The 16504-nt window shown below is 56.9% G+C and carries 17 protein-coding genes; 11 read left to right on the top strand and 6 right to left on the bottom strand.

The genetic code is table 11. The features are described 5' to 3' along the window. Window positions 1-8 precede the first annotated feature (8 nt). Complete coding sequence (locus tag P4L78_RS22165) at window positions 9-683, bottom strand: glycine zipper 2TM domain-containing protein (RefSeq protein WP_309330807.1); 675 nt, start codon at window positions 681-683, stop codon at window positions 9-11. A gap of 358 nt (window positions 684-1041) precedes the next feature. On the opposite strand from P4L78_RS22165, the gene P4L78_RS22160 reads away from it, so the two are divergent. Next, window positions 1042-2247, top strand: coding sequence for an AI-2E family transporter (locus tag P4L78_RS22160; RefSeq protein WP_283148088.1), 1206 nt, complete (start codon window positions 1042-1044; stop codon window positions 2245-2247). Between the two features lie 13 nt (window positions 2248-2260). Here P4L78_RS22160 and gcvA read toward each other — a convergent pair whose 3' ends face one another. Continuing rightward, on the bottom strand, window positions 2261-3157 hold the full coding sequence (gene gcvA, locus P4L78_RS22155; protein ID WP_309330805.1) for a transcriptional regulator GcvA: 897 nt from the start codon (window positions 3155-3157) through the stop codon (window positions 2261-2263). Between the two features lie 105 nt (window positions 3158-3262). Between gcvA and P4L78_RS22150 the strand changes: the two genes are divergently transcribed. The 4 genes from P4L78_RS22150 to P4L78_RS22135 all read left to right on the top strand — a co-directional run bounded on the left by P4L78_RS22150 (window position 3263) and on the right by P4L78_RS22135 (window position 5402). Continuing rightward, window positions 3263-3523, top strand: coding sequence for a hypothetical protein (locus tag P4L78_RS22150; protein WP_309330804.1), 261 nt, complete (start codon window positions 3263-3265; stop codon window positions 3521-3523). Window positions 3524-3526: 3 nt separating this feature from the next. Further along, complete coding sequence (locus tag P4L78_RS22145; RefSeq protein WP_309330802.1) at window positions 3527-3925, top strand: rhodanese-like domain-containing protein; 399 nt, start codon at window positions 3527-3529, stop codon at window positions 3923-3925. A 372-nt stretch (window positions 3926-4297) separates the two neighbouring features. Further along, a complete protein-coding gene (locus P4L78_RS22140) occupies window positions 4298-4729 on the top strand; it encodes a hypothetical protein (RefSeq protein WP_309330800.1) in 432 nt (143 codons plus the stop codon). A gap of 244 nt (window positions 4730-4973) precedes the next feature. Beyond that, on the top strand, window positions 4974-5402 hold the full coding sequence (locus P4L78_RS22135) for a hypothetical protein (RefSeq protein WP_283148093.1): 429 nt from the start codon (window positions 4974-4976) through the stop codon (window positions 5400-5402). Between the two features lie 241 nt (window positions 5403-5643). Here P4L78_RS22135 and P4L78_RS22130 read toward each other — a convergent pair whose 3' ends face one another. Further along, entirely contained in the window at window positions 5644-8448 is a 2805-nt protein-coding gene (locus tag P4L78_RS22130; RefSeq protein ID WP_309330798.1) for a valine--tRNA ligase, read from the bottom strand. A gap of 207 nt (window positions 8449-8655) precedes the next feature. On the opposite strand from P4L78_RS22130, the gene P4L78_RS22125 reads away from it, so the two are divergent. Genes P4L78_RS22125 through P4L78_RS22115 form a run of 3 tightly spaced genes read left to right on the top strand, consistent with a single transcriptional unit; the run spans window position 8656 to window position 9656 of the window. Continuing rightward, window positions 8656-8961, top strand: a complete 306-nt coding sequence (locus tag P4L78_RS22125) for a YqjD family protein (protein WP_283148095.1) — start codon at window positions 8656-8658, stop codon at window positions 8959-8961. Between the two features lie 15 nt (window positions 8962-8976). Continuing rightward, window positions 8977-9363 carry a phage holin family protein gene (locus P4L78_RS22120; protein ID WP_309330796.1) on the top strand — a complete coding sequence of 129 codons (387 nt, stop codon included), beginning with the start codon at window positions 8977-8979 and terminating at the stop codon, window positions 9361-9363. Continuing rightward, window positions 9360-9656, top strand: coding sequence for a hypothetical protein (locus tag P4L78_RS22115; RefSeq protein WP_309330794.1), 297 nt, complete (start codon window positions 9360-9362; stop codon window positions 9654-9656). The genes P4L78_RS22120 and P4L78_RS22115 overlap by 4 nt, the downstream gene beginning before the upstream one ends. Before the next feature lie 71 nt (window positions 9657-9727). Here the strand turns inward: P4L78_RS22115 and P4L78_RS22110 are convergent, their stop codons facing one another. Genes P4L78_RS22110 through P4L78_RS22100 form a run of 3 tightly spaced genes read right to left on the bottom strand, consistent with a single transcriptional unit; the run spans window position 9728 to window position 12972 of the window. After that, complete coding sequence (locus P4L78_RS22110; protein WP_309330791.1) at window positions 9728-10987, bottom strand: hypothetical protein; 1260 nt, start codon at window positions 10985-10987, stop codon at window positions 9728-9730. After that, window positions 10984-11436 carry a DNA polymerase III subunit chi gene (locus P4L78_RS22105; protein ID WP_283148099.1) on the bottom strand — a complete coding sequence of 151 codons (453 nt, stop codon included), beginning with the start codon at window positions 11434-11436 and terminating at the stop codon, window positions 10984-10986. Before P4L78_RS22105 ends, P4L78_RS22110 begins: the two co-directional genes overlap by 4 nt. Window positions 11437-11484: 48 nt before the next feature. Then, the gene (locus tag P4L78_RS22100; protein WP_309330788.1) at window positions 11485-12972 is read right to left on the bottom strand and encodes a leucyl aminopeptidase; all 1488 of its coding nucleotides are present in this window, start codon (window positions 12970-12972) and stop codon (window positions 11485-11487) included. 177 nt (window positions 12973-13149) lie between these two features. Between P4L78_RS22100 and lptF the strand changes: the two genes are divergently transcribed. The 3 genes from lptF to galE all read left to right on the top strand — a co-directional run bounded on the left by lptF (window position 13150) and on the right by galE (window position 16396). Further along, a complete protein-coding gene (gene lptF / locus P4L78_RS22095) occupies window positions 13150-14217 on the top strand; it encodes an LPS export ABC transporter permease LptF (RefSeq protein ID WP_283148101.1) in 1068 nt (355 codons plus the stop codon). Further along, on the top strand, window positions 14214-15293 hold the full coding sequence (lptG, locus tag P4L78_RS22090; protein WP_309330785.1) for an LPS export ABC transporter permease LptG: 1080 nt from the start codon (window positions 14214-14216) through the stop codon (window positions 15291-15293). Before lptF ends, lptG begins: the two co-directional genes overlap by 4 nt. A gap of 92 nt (window positions 15294-15385) precedes the next feature. Then, window positions 15386-16396, top strand: a complete 1011-nt coding sequence (gene galE, locus P4L78_RS22085) for a UDP-glucose 4-epimerase GalE (RefSeq protein ID WP_309330784.1) — start codon at window positions 15386-15388, stop codon at window positions 16394-16396. The last annotated feature ends 108 nt before the right edge of the window (window positions 16397-16504 follow it).

Genomic DNA, 16504 nt, shown 5'->3' with positions numbered 1-16504 from the left:
TGCCTGGATTACTGATCCAGCACCAGCGTTTCGCCCGAAGCCCGCACGCGGTCGCCGGCAACAAATGCTGGTTTCTCTTTGAAGGTGTAGGTACGCGAGTTGCCGTCATCAAACTGCACATGAACCTGGTAATCGGTCTCGGTGCGGACATGCTTTTCAACGGTATTGCCCGCCAGCGCGCCGCCCACGGCACCCACTACAGTTGCCACGGTACGGCCGCGACCGTTACCTACCTGGTTACCTAGCAAACCACCTACCAGACCACCCGCTACAGCACCACCACCTGAAGATTTTCCTTCCTGGGTCACTGCTTGCACGCTCGCTACGCGACCGCATACGGCACAAACCTGCTTGGCTGGCTGAGCCTGGTTGGATGCGTATTCCTGGCCCTGGTTATTGGAGGTGGCGCGTTGATTGGTGTTGTGCTTGGGTTTGGGGTGTGGGGTCGCTTCAGCAACCGGGGCGACCGCTGGCACTGGTGTCGCAACCAGTTGGGCCGGGATCGAGGCCTCTGGTGCGGATGCGACGGCAACCACCGCTGGCACGCTTGCCGCGAGTTGTTCGGCATCGGTTTTGGGTGCGCCAATCCAGCCAGCCATATGGGCAACGGCAACGCCGCATGCAATAACCACTGCGCCGGCAGCGGTCAGAATCAATGGGTGAAGTTTCTGTTGTTCAGACATGAAGTTGCTCCTTGAGACGTCCCTGCAGACGCGATGTCTTTGTTTTAATGTGGGCGGATTCTAGCTTTGAGTTGCGGCACGCACAGTGAGCGCGTCCACACCAGACCTGTTCTGGTTGCCACTCGATTGCAGCCGCAGCAAGCTTGTCATTGCAATATGACAGGATTGCTCCGGCAAAGTGCCTGTTGCGGGCGTTACGAAGTTTCTCCGGCTGTATCGCTTATAGCCCATGCCATCTGCTTTGTCGGCCCGAATGCGTAATTTCAGTCCATACTTACATTCGCTTGCAGCAGGTTCTGGCGGCATCTGTCGCCAGAGTTCCTACAATGACACCGTTGATCTCACTACTGCCTGGAATATGACCGACACCGCCGACAAAAAAGAGTCTAAACATACCTGGATCGAACCCGCGGTCGCGACTTGCGCAGTGGTCGGGCTCATGTTGATGTCCTATCAGATATTGGCGCCCTTTGTGGCCGCGCTGATCTGGGCGGGCATTTTAGTTTATGCCACATGGCAGCCCTACATGCTGCTGGTGCGCCTGTGTCGCGGTAACCGCCTGTTGCCAGCGGTGGTGATGCTGCTGGTATTCACCTTTGTGATCGTCGCCCCGATGCTGATGGCCGGGCTGGAACTCTCGGCCAATGTCGACCAGATATCCGGTTGGCTGGAAGGGCATATTCAGGCCGGTTTGCCCACGCTGCCGGATTGGGTGGTCCGCGTGCCGTGGGCTGGTTCGCACATTGATACATTCTGGCAGGGCATTGCCAGCGGTGATCCAGAAGTCATCAACCGCATCAAAGAATGGAGCAAGCCGCTTGGGGGATTTCTGCTCAAGATGGGCGCGGCGGTGGGCAGTGGTGTGCTGGTGCTGTTTTTGAGTCTGGCGTTTTCGTTTTTCTTTTATATCAGCGGCCATGAGTTGATTCACTGGTTGATGATCATCCTGCGCCGGATTGGCGGTCAGCGTGGCCAGGAATTGATGCTGATTGCCGGTGGCACGGTACGCGGCGTGGTGTACGGTTTTATCGGTACCGCCCTGGTACAAGGTGCGCTGGCCTGGTTTGGTTACTGGATTAGCGGCGTTCCCAACGCCGCGGCGTTTGGCTTGGTGTCATGCTTTTTGTCGCTCATGCCGGGCGGCCCCAGCTTGCTGGGTTTGCCAGTGGCACTGTGGCTGTATCACGAGGGCAGTACTACTTGGGCGATCTTCCTGGCGGTCTGGATGGTTGGCGTCGTCGGCATGGCGGATAACGTGGTCAAGCCCTTGCTGATCGGTAAAGAAAGCAACCTGCCATTTGTGCTGATCTTGATCGGCGTGATCGGTGGCGCGATGGCTTGGGGCGTGATGGGGGTGTTTCTGGGGCCGACTTTATTGGCGGTCAGCTACACTTTGCTGCACAACTGGGCGCGCTTCGATGTGGCCGATACCGTACTTTCGCCGAAGGAAGTCAGCACCCCGGTGGTGGTCGCGCAAGAGGCTGCCGCCGATGCCGCAATTGAGTCAGTACCCGCTCAAGTACCGCTGGTTACGCCAGACCAGGACGCAACCACTGCCCGCTAGTTGCAGGCCTCCATCAACCGGCGCTGGCTTTCTGTTTCAGCCATGCCACAAAAGTAGCGACGGCTGGCCGCCATGGCGGGGCCTCCGGCGCCACAATCCAGTAGGCACCCGGCATGGGTACGGTCAAATCAAACAGCTTTACCAGTTTGCCCGATGCCAGTTCTGGTTGAATCAATGATGCCCGAGCCAGACCAATGCCCTGACCTTCAGCTGCAGCTTGCACCAGCAGGGCCGAATCATTGAACACCATGCTGCCTTGGGGCTCAGAACCCGCAATGCCGGCGGCCTCAAACCAGCGCGCCCACGGCTCGGTGTCCGAACGCAGCAGCAAATAACGGGAGAGGTCCGCCGGACTGGCGGGTAAACCTCCCGCCAGATGCGGGCTGGCAACCACCGCAAATTCGTCATCCATCAAATGTTCCAGGTACAAGCCTGGCCATTTGCCTTCACCGACCCGAATTCCCAGATCGATATCTTCTGCCGCCAGGTTTTCCCGGGTTTTAGTTGAACGTATCCACAACTCGATATGCGGATGCTGGCCAATAAATTCACCCAGCCGCGGCGTGAGCCACTTGGCCGCAAACGACGGCAAGCAGGTAATGACCAGTCGCGGACGCTGCTGCTCTTGCGCAATCGCAGAAATCTCACTGGCAATAGCGCCAAACGCGCCATTCAACGTGCTCGCCAAGCGTTGCCCTTGTGGTGTCAGCACCACGCCACGTCCGTGGCGGGCAAAGAGCTTGAACCCCAGTTGCGATTCAAGTGCCTTGATCTGATGACTGATCGCCCCGTGAGTCACAAACAATTCGTCGGCTGCGCGTGCCAGATTGCCCAGCCTGGCGGCAGCCTCAAAGGCCCGTAACGCCGACAACGAGGGCAAGCGGCCGGGTGATTTTAATGGTGAATCCATTTCATCTATCCGTGCAAAAACAATCGATTGTCATATACCACTGCAAGCATAAAAATCCTTACATAGCAGCAACTAAAGGCTGCTCTGCCCTGAGTCAGGAGGATTGTGATGGTGAATCAATCTATCAGTATTTTGCTGGAGTTGCACAACGCAGAAGTGATCGCAACCAGTGATCGCAGCGTGCGGATCATTAGCGGAAAAGCGTGGTTGACCGATGCTTCTGGTCAGGACGTGCTGCTGGCGCAGGGCACTCATTATCAAGGTTGTGGGCTGACAGTGATCGAAGCGCTGGATGACGCCCGTATTGAATTCGGACCGGTGCGAACCAGTGCCACGACGTTAAGAAAATTTTTTCATGGAGTGTGACCGATGGACGACCAGTTTCAGTATTACTCGCGCAAGCTGCAATACGAGATCGATGCCGCTGACCTGATGCATATTCTTAAGACCGGTAAAAAAGTCGTGATTGTCGATGCTCGCTCTCCAGAGGCCTTTTTGAATGAGCACATCCCCGGTGCAATCAGTTTTCCTCATCGGCAAATGTACGAGCACACCACCGACGTGCTGGCGCGGGATGTCTTGTATGTGACGTATTGCGACGGAATCGGCTGCAACGCATCGACTAAGGGCGCACTACAACTGGCACGGCTGGGCTTTGAGGTGCGGGAGTTGATTGGTGGTCTGGACTGGTTTAAACGCGACGGCTATGCCACTGAAGGATTGCTGGCACCAACACAGCCCGTCACTGAAGTGGTTTGCGCTTGCTAGATAGATGTCGCTCAGGGGCAGAAGCGGAACGGTTGATGAGGGTGGGGGACTGCAGGCGCAGTTCCCCACACTTATGTTTGTGGCTCGGGTTTATGAGTACCCCTCGCTACTTGGTAGCATCGGCACCTGCGCATGCCGTCCCGTGTATGGTTTATTGAAAGTTGCAAGATTCAGATGCTTTTCCGGTGATTGCTCCCTGCTGCATACTCCAATTCTGACGGCGGATTCAGTGCCTCGCTGATGGCCGCATCCTTGGCGCCGTAGCATGCTGTCTATTCGCTACTTCATAGCTAGCCGCACAGGGCCGGGGTAAATTGCGGTTGTGCCAGAGTGGGTAACGAGCACTAACAACATCTACAAAAGGAAATCGCCATGACCAAACACTTCCTGATTGCAGCTATGGCTGCTGCGGCGCTCACGCTGGGTTCTGCCGCTAGTTACGCCGACGATGACCACAATGATCATCATCAGTCGCATGAGCAAGACCAACATCATGGCCACGATGACGATCACCCCGATCAAGGTCATCACGATCAAGGCCACGCGCATCACGCACCACCGCCCCAGCAAGACCGCCACTGGGCTTCCCGCGACGATTGGCGCCGCGCCCATGCCAAGCACCTGAAGGGCAAGTATTTTGATGACTGGCGCACGGGTTATCGCTATCAGCCTGGCCAGTATGTCTGGTACAACGGTCGCGCCTATGAGCCAGCGCGTCCGCTGAGCGAAGCCGAAGTGCGCATGACGCCAAATCTGGGCTCCGGAATCTGGCTGGATGTAACGGCGAGTATCCCGCTGAACTAAAACAGTTCAGCAGCAGTTGGCATTCATGAAAAATGGCAGCGCCAGTCCGGGCTGCCGTTTTCTATTGCTGGCGCGGGTTTCCACGATGTTTTATTGATTTTTAGTCTCGAAATGGCGAACGATAAGCTGCGGTGCGGCTTTCGGCTCTCGTAACAATGAGTACGAATTGTTAACTGCCTAACAGTGAGTCTGGCCGAACCCGGGCACGATGATTCCCATGGCAACACAGAACAAGGAGAACATCATGAAGACAGCACGCAAGCAACATTGGGCAACCCTGCTGGTCGCACTGGTTATGACCGGCAGTATGACTGCCGCTTTTGCTGACCACGACCACGGTGATGATCACTGGCACGATGACCATCATGACCAACGGCACGACGATCGCGACTGGCATCATGACAATGGGCACGGCCATGGTTATGGCCACGGGCACTGGGATCACGATGACAGCCGCTGGCATGAGCGGTGGCGTTGGGATGGCTGGCAGCAAGCGCATTACCATCATTTCAGCGACTGGCGCCCAGGCTACGTCTATCAGCCGGGTCAATGGGTCTGGTATCAGGGCCACGCCTATGAAGCCCGGGTTCCGGTCACTGCAACTGTGAATGTGGTGCCGATCCGTTCGCCGAATGCCTGGCTGGATATTTCGGCGTCCATCCCACTGAATTGAGTGTGATGTGTCGGAGATAAGTACGCAGGATGGATTAGATGTCGCCCGACAAAACATTCGCTCAATGAGCGTGAATGTACGGAGCGCCAGCTTCTGCTGTTGAGCATGCGTCCCTGTACTCCGCCCGGTACGCAAATGAAATACAAAAGGCCCGCCTGAACACTCAGACGGGCCTTTTGCTTGCGGGTGAAACACGGAGTTACTGGTTCAAGACCAGCTCCTCTGCATTAGTACACCACACTTACGCGCCTAACTTGGCCAGTTGTGCCGCCAGTTGCACCAGCTTGCCTTCCAGCTCAGCGACCTGCGCGCGGTCTTTTTCTACCAGATGCGCTGGCGCTTTGTCGACGTAGCCGGGCTTTTCCAGCTTGGCTTTCATCTTGCCCAAACCGTCTTCTGTTTTGGCGATTTCCTTGGTCAGGCGCGCGGTTTCTGCGGCCTTGTCCACTTCTACCTTCAGCATCAGACGGGTTGTACCTGCCACGGCAATCGGAGCGTCATCGACCGGCAAAGTGGCCACGATATGCACTTCGGACAATTTGCACAGCGGTACCAGGTACGGCGCGAACTTCTGCAACGCAGCGCCACCTTCGAGGAACAACGGCGCTTTCTGTGCCGGTGACAGACCCATTTCGCCACGCAGGTTGCGGGCAGCAAAGGCGAGCGCCTTGAGCTCCTCAACATCAGCGTTGGCGGCAGCGTCAATCTTGCTTTCATCGGCAATCGGCCATGCGGCCACCATGATCGACTCAGTGGTTTTGCGGCCGGCCAGCGGCGCAACGGTTTGCCACAACTCTTCGGTAATGAACGGCATGATCGGGTGGACCAGACGCAAGATCACTTCCAGCACGCGAATCAAGGTGCGGCGGGTAGCGCGTTGCTGGGCTTCGGTACCGTGTTGGGCCGAAACCTTGGCCAACTCGATATACCAGTCGCAGTATTCGTTCCAGACGAACTCGTAAATGGCTTGTGCGGCCAGATCGAAACGGAAGGTATCCAGCGCCAGGGTGACGTTTTTCTCGGCCTCTTGCAGCTTGCCGATAATCCAGCGATCGGCAAAACCGTAATCCAGTTCTGGCTCTTTGCCATCGACCAGGTCAAAGCCGCAATCCTTGCCTTCAACATTCATAAGCACGAAGCGGGTGGCATTCCACAACTTGTTGCAGAAGTTGCGATAACCTTCGCAGCGCTTCTGGTCAAAGTTGATGGAGCGACCCAGGCTGGCCAGACTGGCAAAGGTGAAGCGCAGCGCATCAACGCCATACGCCGGAATGCCATCCGGGAATTCTTTCTGGGTTTTGGCCGCCACTTGCGGGGCTTTTTCTGGCCGACGCAAACCGGTGGTACGTTTTTCCAGCAACGGTTCCAGCGCGATGCCGTCGATCAAATCCACCGGGTCCAGCACGTTGCCCTCGGACTTGGACATCTTCTTGCCTTCACCATCGCGCACCAGTCCGTGCACATACACGTGCGTGAATGGCACCTTGCCGGTGAAATGCGTGGTCATCATGATCATCCGGGCAACCCAGAAGAAAATAATGTCGTAACCGGTAACCAGCACGGAGGAGGGCAGGAACGCCTTCAGTTCATCCGTATTATTGGGCCAGCCCAACGAAGAGAATGGCACCTGGGCCGAACTGAACCAGGTATCCAGCACATCGTTGTCGCGCGTCAGTGGCTTGCCGCCTGATTGCGCCAGTGCTTCGGCCTCGGTGCGGGCCACGTAGACCTTGCCATCAGCATCGTACCAGGCGGGGATCTGATGCCCCCACCACAGCTGGCGACTGATACACCAGTCTTCAATGTTCTTCAGCCACGCTTGATAGGTATTGACCCAATCGCCCGGTACAAACTGCACCTGGCCATCGTCGACCACGTCCAGCGCTTTTTGCGTGATGCTTTTGCCCGTGGCGTCCGGCTTGGTCATGGCGACAAACCATTGGTCCGTCAACATTGGCTCAATGATGGTGCCGGTACGATCACCGCGCGGCACCATCAATTTGTGTTTCTTCACTTCAACCAGGAAGCCTTGGGTTTCCAGATCGGCAACGATTTGCTTGCGTGCGGCAAAGCGATCCATGCCCTGGTAAACGGCTGGCGCTTCTTCGTTGATTTTGGCATCCAGCGTCAGGATGGAAATCTGCGGCAGATTGTGGCGTTGACCCACGGCGTAATCGTTGAAGTCGTGCGCCGGAGTCACTTTGACCACGCCGGTGCCGAACTCTTTATCGACGTAATCATCAGCAATGATCGGTAGCTCGCGATCACACAGCGGCAGCTTCACCGTCTTGCCGATCAGATGCACGTAGCGCTCGTCTTCCGGGTGCACCATCACCGCCACGTCGCCCAGCATGGTTTCCGGGCGGGTGGTGGCGACGGTCAGGTGGGTCAGGCCGGTTTTGCTATCGGCTTCGACCAGCGGATAGCGGATGTGCCACAGATGGCCGTCTTCTTCTTCGCTCACGACTTCCAGGTTCGACACCGCCGTGCCCAGGACAGGGTCCCAGTTCACCAGACGTTTGCCCCGATAAATGAGGCCTTGTTCGTACAGCCGCACGAAGACTTCGGTCACCGTGCCGGACATTTTGTCATCCATTGTGAAATATTCACGGCCCCAGTCTACGGACGCGCCCATGCGGCGCATCTGGCCCGTGATGGTGTCGCCCGATTGCTGCTTCCATTCCCACACTTTCTCAATAAACGCAGGGCGGCCAAGGTCATGGCGCGAGATACCTTGAGCATCCAGTTGGCGCTCTACTACGATCTGGGTAGCGATGCCGGCGTGGTCGGTGCCAGGCAGCCACAGGGTGTTATCGCCTTTCATGCGGTGATAGCGTGTCAAACCGTCCATAATGGTTTGATTGAAGGCGTGACCCATATGCAAAGTGCCGGTCACATTGGGCGGCGGCAACTGGATGCAGAACGAAGGCGCGTTCAGATCCATGCTCGGGCTGAAATAGTTGGCTGATTCCCAGCGCGGGTACCAACTGGCTTCAATGGCTGCCGGTTCAAAGCTCTTGGCGAGTTGTTCGAGTGCTGTGCTCATGTGTGGGACCGGGTTGCGATGCAAAACCGGGAATTATACTGTTTTGGCAGCTATCCGGCTGAAACAGCAAGCAATTTGGCCGGCGGTGCGTGCAAGGTTGCGGCAGTGCGGTGATGTCTGACGCAGTTTTAGGCCATATCGAGCTTGGATAAAGCAGGAAATGTCCCACAATGAAGTCTTGTTGCAACGCACTTTGGAGAAACCACCATGTCTGTGAATTCAAACGAAGAACAATTGATTGATGATCTGCAAACCGTGTTGACCGATACCGAAGAGCTGCTGCGCGATGCGGTGGGCGAAACCGGTGAAAAGGCGCGTCTGTTGCGCAGCAAGATCGCGGCCAACTTGCAAACCGCCAAGGCCAAACTGGGAGAGACCGAGCGACTGGTCTCCGAAAAAGCCAAAGAAGCCGCCAAGGTGACCGATGAATATGTGCACGATCATCCGTGGCAATCGATTGGTATCGCGGCAGGCGTGGGCTTTTTGCTCGGCATGCTGGTTTGCCGTCGTTAACCGGGCGGGAGCCGCATGAGTGAAGAACGTGACGCCCACGATGCACATCATCGTGGGTTGGCGCAGCGCCTGGCCTCCAGTCTGGTGGGCCTGGCGCATAACCACCTTTCCCTGCTGGGGCTGGAACTGGAAGAAGAGCGCGAGCGTCTTGTTCTGGTTGCCGCTCTGGTTCTGGTTGGCGCTGGCGTGGTCTGGCTGGGACTCGGGGTACTGTCGGTTGCTGTGGTGTGGTGGGTCAGCGAGCAATGGCGCTGGCTGGCCTTGCTGATCGTGGCCGCAGTTTATCTGTTGGGTGGACTGGTTTGTCTGCGTTATGCCTGGCACACCGTAACCAGTGCGCCCAAGCCTTTTGCCGCTACGCTGGAGCAATTGCGTAAAGACCGGGAGCAATTTTTGCCATGAGTACACTGACACGGCGCGAATTGCGGGAGCTACGCAAGACGACTTTGCAACTGCAGGCGGATGCTCACCGCATGCAACTGGCCCAGGATTGGGAAACCCTGAGGTCACCCTTCAAAAAAGGCAAAGCCGCACGCGGGATACTGAGTGCTTTTGCTGGCCCGGCTGGCTTCGTTGATGTAGCCACTGTGCTGATGGCCCGTGGCCGTTTGTCGTGGATCGCCAAAGGCTTGCCGCTGGCTCTGACTGGCTGGCGCATAGCACGCGCGATACGTAAATGGCTGCACAAAGCCTGAATCTCATGCCCTGAATGAATTGCGGCGGTGAGGTTGAGCTCACCGCCGCAATTGCTATGTCGTTAGCAAAATCAGCTTTGACCCGTGGCCGGATTAGCATTGCCATTGGTTAGCCCGCGCGTCTGCAGTTCTTCGCGCACCAACGCATCAATCCGTGGCGCTAGCCGTGCTTCCAGTTCCATGCCGACTTGATCAATCATGCGCGTGAGTGCTTCGCCGTACAGGGTTTGCATCATTTGCGCGAAGTGTCGGCGGGTGAGTTGCTCGACCTCTGTCGAGATATCCACCGCCAGATGCGCCGCCACACTGGCCGTCATTTCGCTGATGGCTGCTTCGTTCATCCATGAAAGCGCTGCCACCGGCGGGGGTTCGGCCACTATGGCTGGTGTGGCTTCTTCCTGTTGAGCCTCAGCCAGCTCATTCAATAGTTCAGGCTCTGCAGAGTCCTCTTCGCGGAAAGCGTCCAGATCAAGTTCCAGCGGCGTTTCGGTATCGGCTTGCCAATCGACCGAAACGGCTGAGTTGTCGACTACTGGTCGCTCGTCCATTACATAGCCAACGCTGACCGACGCTGCCAGTGTTTCGGCGTCGTCTACAGGCGTTTCGTCGGTCCACCACGGCGCTACCGGCGACCAGTCTGGCGCATCGTTGTTGGCTGAGGCAGCGACTGGCAGTTCTGCTGCTGGCAACGCCTCTGCCACGGCTGCAAACGGATGGGCGAACTCGTTAACTTCATCGGCCTCTTCCCAATGCAAGGTGCTGCCTTGCGGTGAATCGAGCGGCGCTTGATCTTGATGGAACTCATCGACAAAGGTATCAATCGACGAGACTTGGGCTGCCCAGTCAGGTTGGGTCTGGCTCGTTGCCGCAGCGGGGTTCGACTCGTCATTGGTCACATCGGCATCGGCATCGACCGGTGCCGCGTTCAGTTCCGCTTCAGGCTCTTCTGTCAGCGGCTCGATCTGCGGCGTGCTGCCCGGCCCGAAAGGTGCCCGCTCGCGTAACAGTGATTCCAGGTCCAGCAGGGGCAAGTCGAGAAATTCGGGGTCTTTCTTTGGTGTCTGGATTTCGACGTGAACGACTGGTACCGGTTCTATTTCAACTGGCTGTGGCGACAGGAAATCAGTCGGGTCGAACATCAGGCTGCTAGCCGGGGTCATGGCGACTTCAGTCAGCACCGGGATCGGGCCCTGATCTTCGGCGACGTCGGTCAGCACCGGCAGGATGTCTTCTTCTTTACCGCGGATATTGCCGCGGTGGCGCGCCAGCAACGCATCCATCTTGTTAAACAGCGGGTTTACGCTTTCTTCATTTTCTTGATCTATCGTCACGCTTGCGCTCCGCCTGCACGCTTGCGCGCCAGTTCCAGCATGTCTACGGCAACGGGGGTCATGCCCAATCCTTGCCAGGTACGCCAGCGCTCCCGAGCGGCAAGGCGCTCGTTTTCATCTTGCGAGACTATTTCAATAATACGTTCGTGTTCGGCGAAACCGTCTGGCACTTGGCCGGTCCAGTTGAACAACACGTTGCGCGAGGGCAGCAATGCCGGGCGAAAATCAACGACGACAGGCGTTTGCGCTGCGATGTCTTCGTTCGCCCGGCAATGCGGCACAAAGCTGGTATGCGGTGTATCCCACAATACCCGGTCCAGCCGCAGAGCCTCGGCCTCGCTGGCGGCGAGTACCGAGATGCTGAGGTTTTGCGCCACGGCCTTGCCCACGAGCTGGGCTAGCGCCTGCTCGCGGTTTTTCACGTTGAAATAAAAAGTGATCTGGGCCATGGCTACTTTGGGCTGGGTAACAAGCGGGCTATCTTACCGCATCGGGCCTTATTTCTTTTTCGCGGTTTTAGCGGCGCGCTGGTTGAGGAACTCCACCAGCATTGGCACCGGACGACCCGTGGCACCCTTGGCCGCACCAGACTTCCATGCAGTACCGGCGATATCGAGGTGAGCCCAGTTCACGTCTTTGACGAAACGTGACAAGAACACCGCTGCGGTAATCGAGCCACCCGGACGGCCGCCGATATTGGCCATATCCGCAAAGTTGGACTTCAGTTGTTCTTGATAGTCGTCCCACAACGGCATACGCCATGCTTTGTCGCCGGAAGTACCAGCTGCTGCCAACAGTTGCTCTGCCAGTTTTTCGTCATTGGCGTACAAGCCTGTCGCGATATGGCCCAGGGCGATCACGCAAGCACCAGTCAGCGTGGCGATATCGATGATGGTTTCCGGTTCGTACTTCGCGGCGTATGTCAGCGCGTCGCACAGCACCAGGCGGCCTTCAGCATCGGTGTTCAGCACTTCGATGGTCTGGCCGGACATGCTGGTGAGAATGTCACCTGGCTTGTACGCATTGCCAGCTGGCATGTTTTCGCAAGTAGCGATCACACCCACCAGGTTGATAGGCAGCTTCAGTTCAGTCACGGCCTTGAATACGCCCAGCACGGTGGCAGCACCGCACATGTCGTATTTCATTTCGTCCATGCTGTCGCCCGGCTTGAGCGAGATACCGCCCGAGTCAAACGTAATGCCTTTACCAACCAGCACCACTGGCTTGCCCTTGCCGCCTTTGTATTCCAGGGTAATCAGCTTGGGCGGTTCGATTGAACCCTTGGCCACGGCCAGGAATGAACCCATGCCGAGCTTTTCCATGTCGGCGGCTTCGAGCACGTCCACTTTGATCTTGGCTGCTTTGCCCAGCGCTTGCGCCTGGGTTGCCAGATAGGTCGGGGTGCAAACGTTACCCGGGGCATTGCCCAGATCACGGGTGAAGTTCACGCCATGACCAATGGCCAGACCTTGTTGCAGGCCAGCTTGGGCCGCATCCTGGTCGGCTTTTTTGCTCACGGTAATGTTTACATTGGTGAGCGTCGCCACAGGTTCTTTTTTGGATTTGAACTGATCAAACCGGTAGCCTTCGAAAACAAACGCTTGCGCGACGATGGCAGCAGCGGTTTCGATATCCAGGGTTTTGCCTGCAACCAGCAACAGGTGAACACCGGTGCTGGCCGCCTTGCCCGCGATCACGGCTTTGGCAGCGGTGCTGGCTGCAAGGCGCAAGGAAGCTACATCAGCGGTTTCGCCGGTCTGCACCAAAACCACGCGGCGCAATTTGCCGTCCAGCGTCACGTGCGTGCTCAAAATGGAGCCCGCTTTCTCGCCCGGTTCACCGTTGGCAACCAGTGCGGACAACACGCCCGAGGTGGCCGAATCGAGCTTTGACAGGCCTTGTGCCAGCTTTTTGCCAGCGACGGGCAGCACCAATGTCTCAGCGGTGTCTTTTTCGGGGGGGGTGAGATTAATGATATATTCCATGGTGTGGACCTCCGTTGCGCTGATATGTGCAACTTATCTATTGTTGGTGTGAGCCCTTTTGGGGCTTGAGTTTGTGGTGGACCGCCGCATTTGCATGCAAAATGCATGAGAAACGCGGATGGTCCGGTTCCAGGCTCGCGTGATTATTTCCTGTCCCCCCTTATAAGTCAAAAACGCATGCTTTTTCGCAAGACCCTGATTCAGGAAATGACGTGGGTAGCCATGGCGGTGTTCGCCGTGTTGCTGCTGCTTGTCATGACCACACAGGTCGTGCGCTTGCTGGGCCAGGCCGCCATTGGCGCGCTGGCCTCGTCTGCGGTCTGGGCCATGATGGGCTTCGCCGCAGTGCGCTACCTGCCTATTCTCATGTCGCTCATGCTGTTCGTTTCAGTGCTGGCGACGATGACGCGTCTGTGGCGTGACAACGAGATGGTGATCTGGTTCGCCAGCGGCCGCTCCATTCGCAACTTCATTGCACCGGTGCTGGAATTTGCGCTACCGGTGGTGGTGCTGATTGCGGTGCTGTCGACCGTGGTTTCGCCGTGGGCGCTGAAAAAAGGCAATGAGTTCCGCGAGAAATCCATGTCGCGCCAGGAAGTGACTCAGGTCGCGCCCGGCGTGTTCCGCGAATCCCCTTCGGCGGACCGGGTTTATTTTGTCGAGAACTTTACCAATCAGACCAATGCCGGCAATAACGTCTTTGTGCAGATGAAAAAAGATGGCCGCATATCGATCATCATGTCAGAGCGTGGCGGCATGTTTCTGGACAAGCACGATGAACGCTGGCTGTGGCTGGGCAAAGGCCGCTCTTATCAAGGCGAGCCCGGCAAGATTGCCTATGACACAGTGACGTTCGATCACGCCCAATTGCGTATTGAAACCACAGATCGACCTGTGTCCAGCCCGACTACCCAGGCTACTGCAACCATGCAATTGCTGGGCAGCGATAACCCCGAGAAACGCGCAGAAATGGCCTGGCGTATCGCTTTGCCGTTATCGGCCTTGATTCTGACGTTGGGGGCTATTCCTCTGGCGTTCTTTAATCCACGCGGCGGTCGGGCACTCAACCTGGTGGTGGCGGTGTTTGTGTACTTCGTTTATTACAGCATGGTCAATATCATGCAGGCCTGGATTGCTGGCGGCAAAGTGCCGCTCTGGCTCAACATGTGGCCGCTACATATTCTCGCTGCGGGGCTGGTGGTTGGCCTGTATTTCTGGCGTAGCAAAAGCCGGAGCGTGTCATGAAAATTCTGGCACGTTATCTGTTCCGTCAATTGACGGTATTCATTCTGTTCACGCTGGCAGGCTTGCTGGCGCTATACAATTTTTTCGATTTGATTGGCGAACTGGGCGATCTGGGCAAGGGCGGTTATCAGCTCTCCGATGCGTTGCTGTACGTGCTTTTGCAAACGCCTTCCAATGCCTACAACCTGTTGCCGATTGCCGTGCTGATTGGCGGGATTTTTGCGCTCTCCACCTTGGCTGGTAATGCCGAACTGACCGTGATGCGTGCGGCGGGGGTGTCGGTCAAGCGTTTGCTGAGCTGGCTGTTGATCATTGGCGTGCTGTACGGCGCGGTGACCTTGCTGCTGGGTGAGTACGTCGCGCCGGTGGCCAAGCAAGCGGCGAACCAGCATCGGCTGGCTGCGACCAAGGCCATGCTGGTGGGTGAATTCCGCTCTGGCGTCTGGGTGAAGGATGGTCACCAGATTGTGAACATCGCTGAAATGCTGCCCGATCTCACCATTCTGGGCATCCGCATTTACGAATTCGGCGACAAGATGGTGCTGAACCGCATTCTTGAAGGCACCACCGGCAAGTACAAAGGCAACGGTGAATGGCAACTGCAGGATTCCGCCGAAACCCGCTTTGCGCCGAATGAAGGCGGGGTGAGCATGACCAAGGCGGCGGCGGGCAACTGGGCCACGTCGATCACGCCGGAAATGCTGGCGGTGTTGTTGGTCGAGCCATCGCAGATGTCGGGTCGCGCCTTGTATAGTTATATCGATCACTTGCGCCGCAATAACCAGAAAACTTCACGCTACGAGCTCGCCTTGTGGGGCAAGCTTTTTTACCCGCTGGCCTGTTTGTCGATGATCGTGATTGCCTTGCCGTTTGCGCAGACGCAGCGGCGCAGTGGCAATGTGGGCGTGCGCTTGTTCGCCGGGATCATCGTCGGGATGTCGTTCCACTTTCTGAACCAGGTTGTGGTTTATCTGGGTGAATTGCGCAGCTGGCCACCACCGCTGGTGGTGTCGATTCCGACTTTGTTCTTCCTGTTTATCGCCATTGTGATGTTGTGGCGACAAGAGCGTCGTTAAGCGCCGGTCGTTCAGAGTTATCCGATGGTATTTGCCGTCGGATTTGCTAGCATCGCTGCCACTTTCGATCACTGTTTATTACTGGAATCGCTATGCATGTATTGCTGACAGGCGGGGCGGGCTACATCGGCTCGCACACCTATATCGAATTGCTCGCTGCCGGTTTTACCCCAGTCATTTTCGATAATTTCTGCAACGCCAAGCCTGAAGTACTCAACCGGCTGGAGACCATCACCGGCAAGCCGGTGGAATGGGTCAACGCCGATATCCGTGATCGCAAAGCGCTGGATGAAGCCTTCAATCGCTGGCCGATTGGTGCAGTTATCCATTTTGCTGGTCTGAAAGCCGTGGGCGAATCAGTCCAGAAGCCGCTGGCCTACTACGATAATAACGTGGTCGGAACGGTACGTTTGCTGGAAGCCATGAGCGCCGCCAATGTCAAACAGCTGGTGTTCTCCTCGTCGGCCACCGTTTATGGTGACCCGCATGCGGTGCCTATCAATGAAGATTTTCCGCTATCCGCGACCAATCCATACGGTCGCTCCAAGCTGATGATCGAAGACATGCTGCGCGATCTGTTCCGCTCGGATTCCTCCTGGCATCTGGCCTTGCTGCGTTATTTCAACCCTGTCGGCGCGCATGCATCCGGCTTGATCGGCGAAGACCCGCAAGGCATTCCGAACAACCTGATGCCATTTGTGGCGCAGGTGGCAGTGGGTAAGCGCGACAAACTGTCGGTGTATGGACATGACTATCCGACGCCAGATGGCACCGGCGTACGTGATTACATACACGTGGTTGATCTGGCCAAGGGTCACGTCAAAGCGCTGCAAAAACTGGCGCAAGGCTCTGGTACGGTAACGGTGAATCTGGGTACTGGCCTGGGGTATTCGGTGCTGGACATGATCAAGGCGTTTGAAGTGGCCAGCGGTAAATCCGTGCCATACCAACTGGTTGATCGTCGCCCCGGCGATATCGCGGCTTGCTACGCAGACCCGGCGCTGGCGCGCAGCGAGTTGGGCTGGCAGGCCGAGAAAACGCTGGAAGACATGTGCCGCGATTCGTGGCGCTGGCAAAGCGGCAATCCCAACGGCTTCGCTTGAAAGACGTAAAACGGTTACAGCCATACTTGCGTTGATCAAATACAATTGTGTGTGTTTACAGACAACCCGCGTTAGCTAGCGCGGGTTGTTGCTTATTAGCCTTGCAGA

It is taken from the genome of Silvimonas sp. (assembly GCF_031291215.1).
Classification (GTDB): Bacteria; Pseudomonadota; Gammaproteobacteria; order Burkholderiales; family Chitinibacteraceae; genus Silvimonas; species Silvimonas soli.
The sequence above is the reverse complement of the archived record's forward strand: the minus strand, read 5'-3'. Positions and strand labels throughout refer to the sequence as shown.

Excerpts from the sequence above, each read along its gene's own strand:
- lptG (WP_309330785.1), top strand. The coding sequence starts at position 14,214 with ATGAAAATTCTGGCACGTTATCTGTTCCGTCAATTGACGGTATTCATT.
- galE (WP_309330784.1), top strand. The coding sequence starts at position 15,386 with ATGCATGTATTGCTGACAGGCGGGGCGGGCTACATCGGCTCGCACACC.
- P4L78_RS22100 (WP_309330788.1), bottom strand. The coding sequence starts at position 12,972 with ATGGAATATATCATTAATCTCACCCCCCCCGAAAAAGACACCGCTGAG.
- P4L78_RS22145 (WP_309330802.1), top strand. The coding sequence starts at position 3,527 with ATGGACGACCAGTTTCAGTATTACTCGCGCAAGCTGCAATACGAGATC.
- P4L78_RS22140 (WP_309330800.1), top strand. The coding sequence starts at position 4,298 with ATGACCAAACACTTCCTGATTGCAGCTATGGCTGCTGCGGCGCTCACG.
- P4L78_RS22130 (WP_309330798.1), bottom strand. The coding sequence starts at position 8,448 with ATGAGCACAGCACTCGAACAACTCGCCAAGAGCTTTGAACCGGCAGCC.
- P4L78_RS22165 (WP_309330807.1), bottom strand. The coding sequence starts at position 683 with ATGTCTGAACAACAGAAACTTCACCCATTGATTCTGACCGCTGCCGGC.
- P4L78_RS22120 (WP_309330796.1), top strand. The coding sequence starts at position 8,977 with ATGAGTGAAGAACGTGACGCCCACGATGCACATCATCGTGGGTTGGCG.
- lptF (WP_283148101.1), top strand. The coding sequence starts at position 13,150 with ATGCTTTTTCGCAAGACCCTGATTCAGGAAATGACGTGGGTAGCCATG.
- P4L78_RS22105 (WP_283148099.1), bottom strand. The coding sequence starts at position 11,436 with ATGGCCCAGATCACTTTTTATTTCAACGTGAAAAACCGCGAGCAGGCG.
- gcvA (WP_309330805.1), bottom strand. The coding sequence starts at position 3,157 with ATGGATTCACCATTAAAATCACCCGGCCGCTTGCCCTCGTTGTCGGCG.
- P4L78_RS22115 (WP_309330794.1), top strand. The coding sequence starts at position 9,360 with ATGAGTACACTGACACGGCGCGAATTGCGGGAGCTACGCAAGACGACT.
- P4L78_RS22160 (WP_283148088.1), top strand. The coding sequence starts at position 1,042 with ATGACCGACACCGCCGACAAAAAAGAGTCTAAACATACCTGGATCGAA.
- P4L78_RS22135 (WP_283148093.1), top strand. The coding sequence starts at position 4,974 with ATGAAGACAGCACGCAAGCAACATTGGGCAACCCTGCTGGTCGCACTG.
- P4L78_RS22125 (WP_283148095.1), top strand. The coding sequence starts at position 8,656 with ATGTCTGTGAATTCAAACGAAGAACAATTGATTGATGATCTGCAAACC.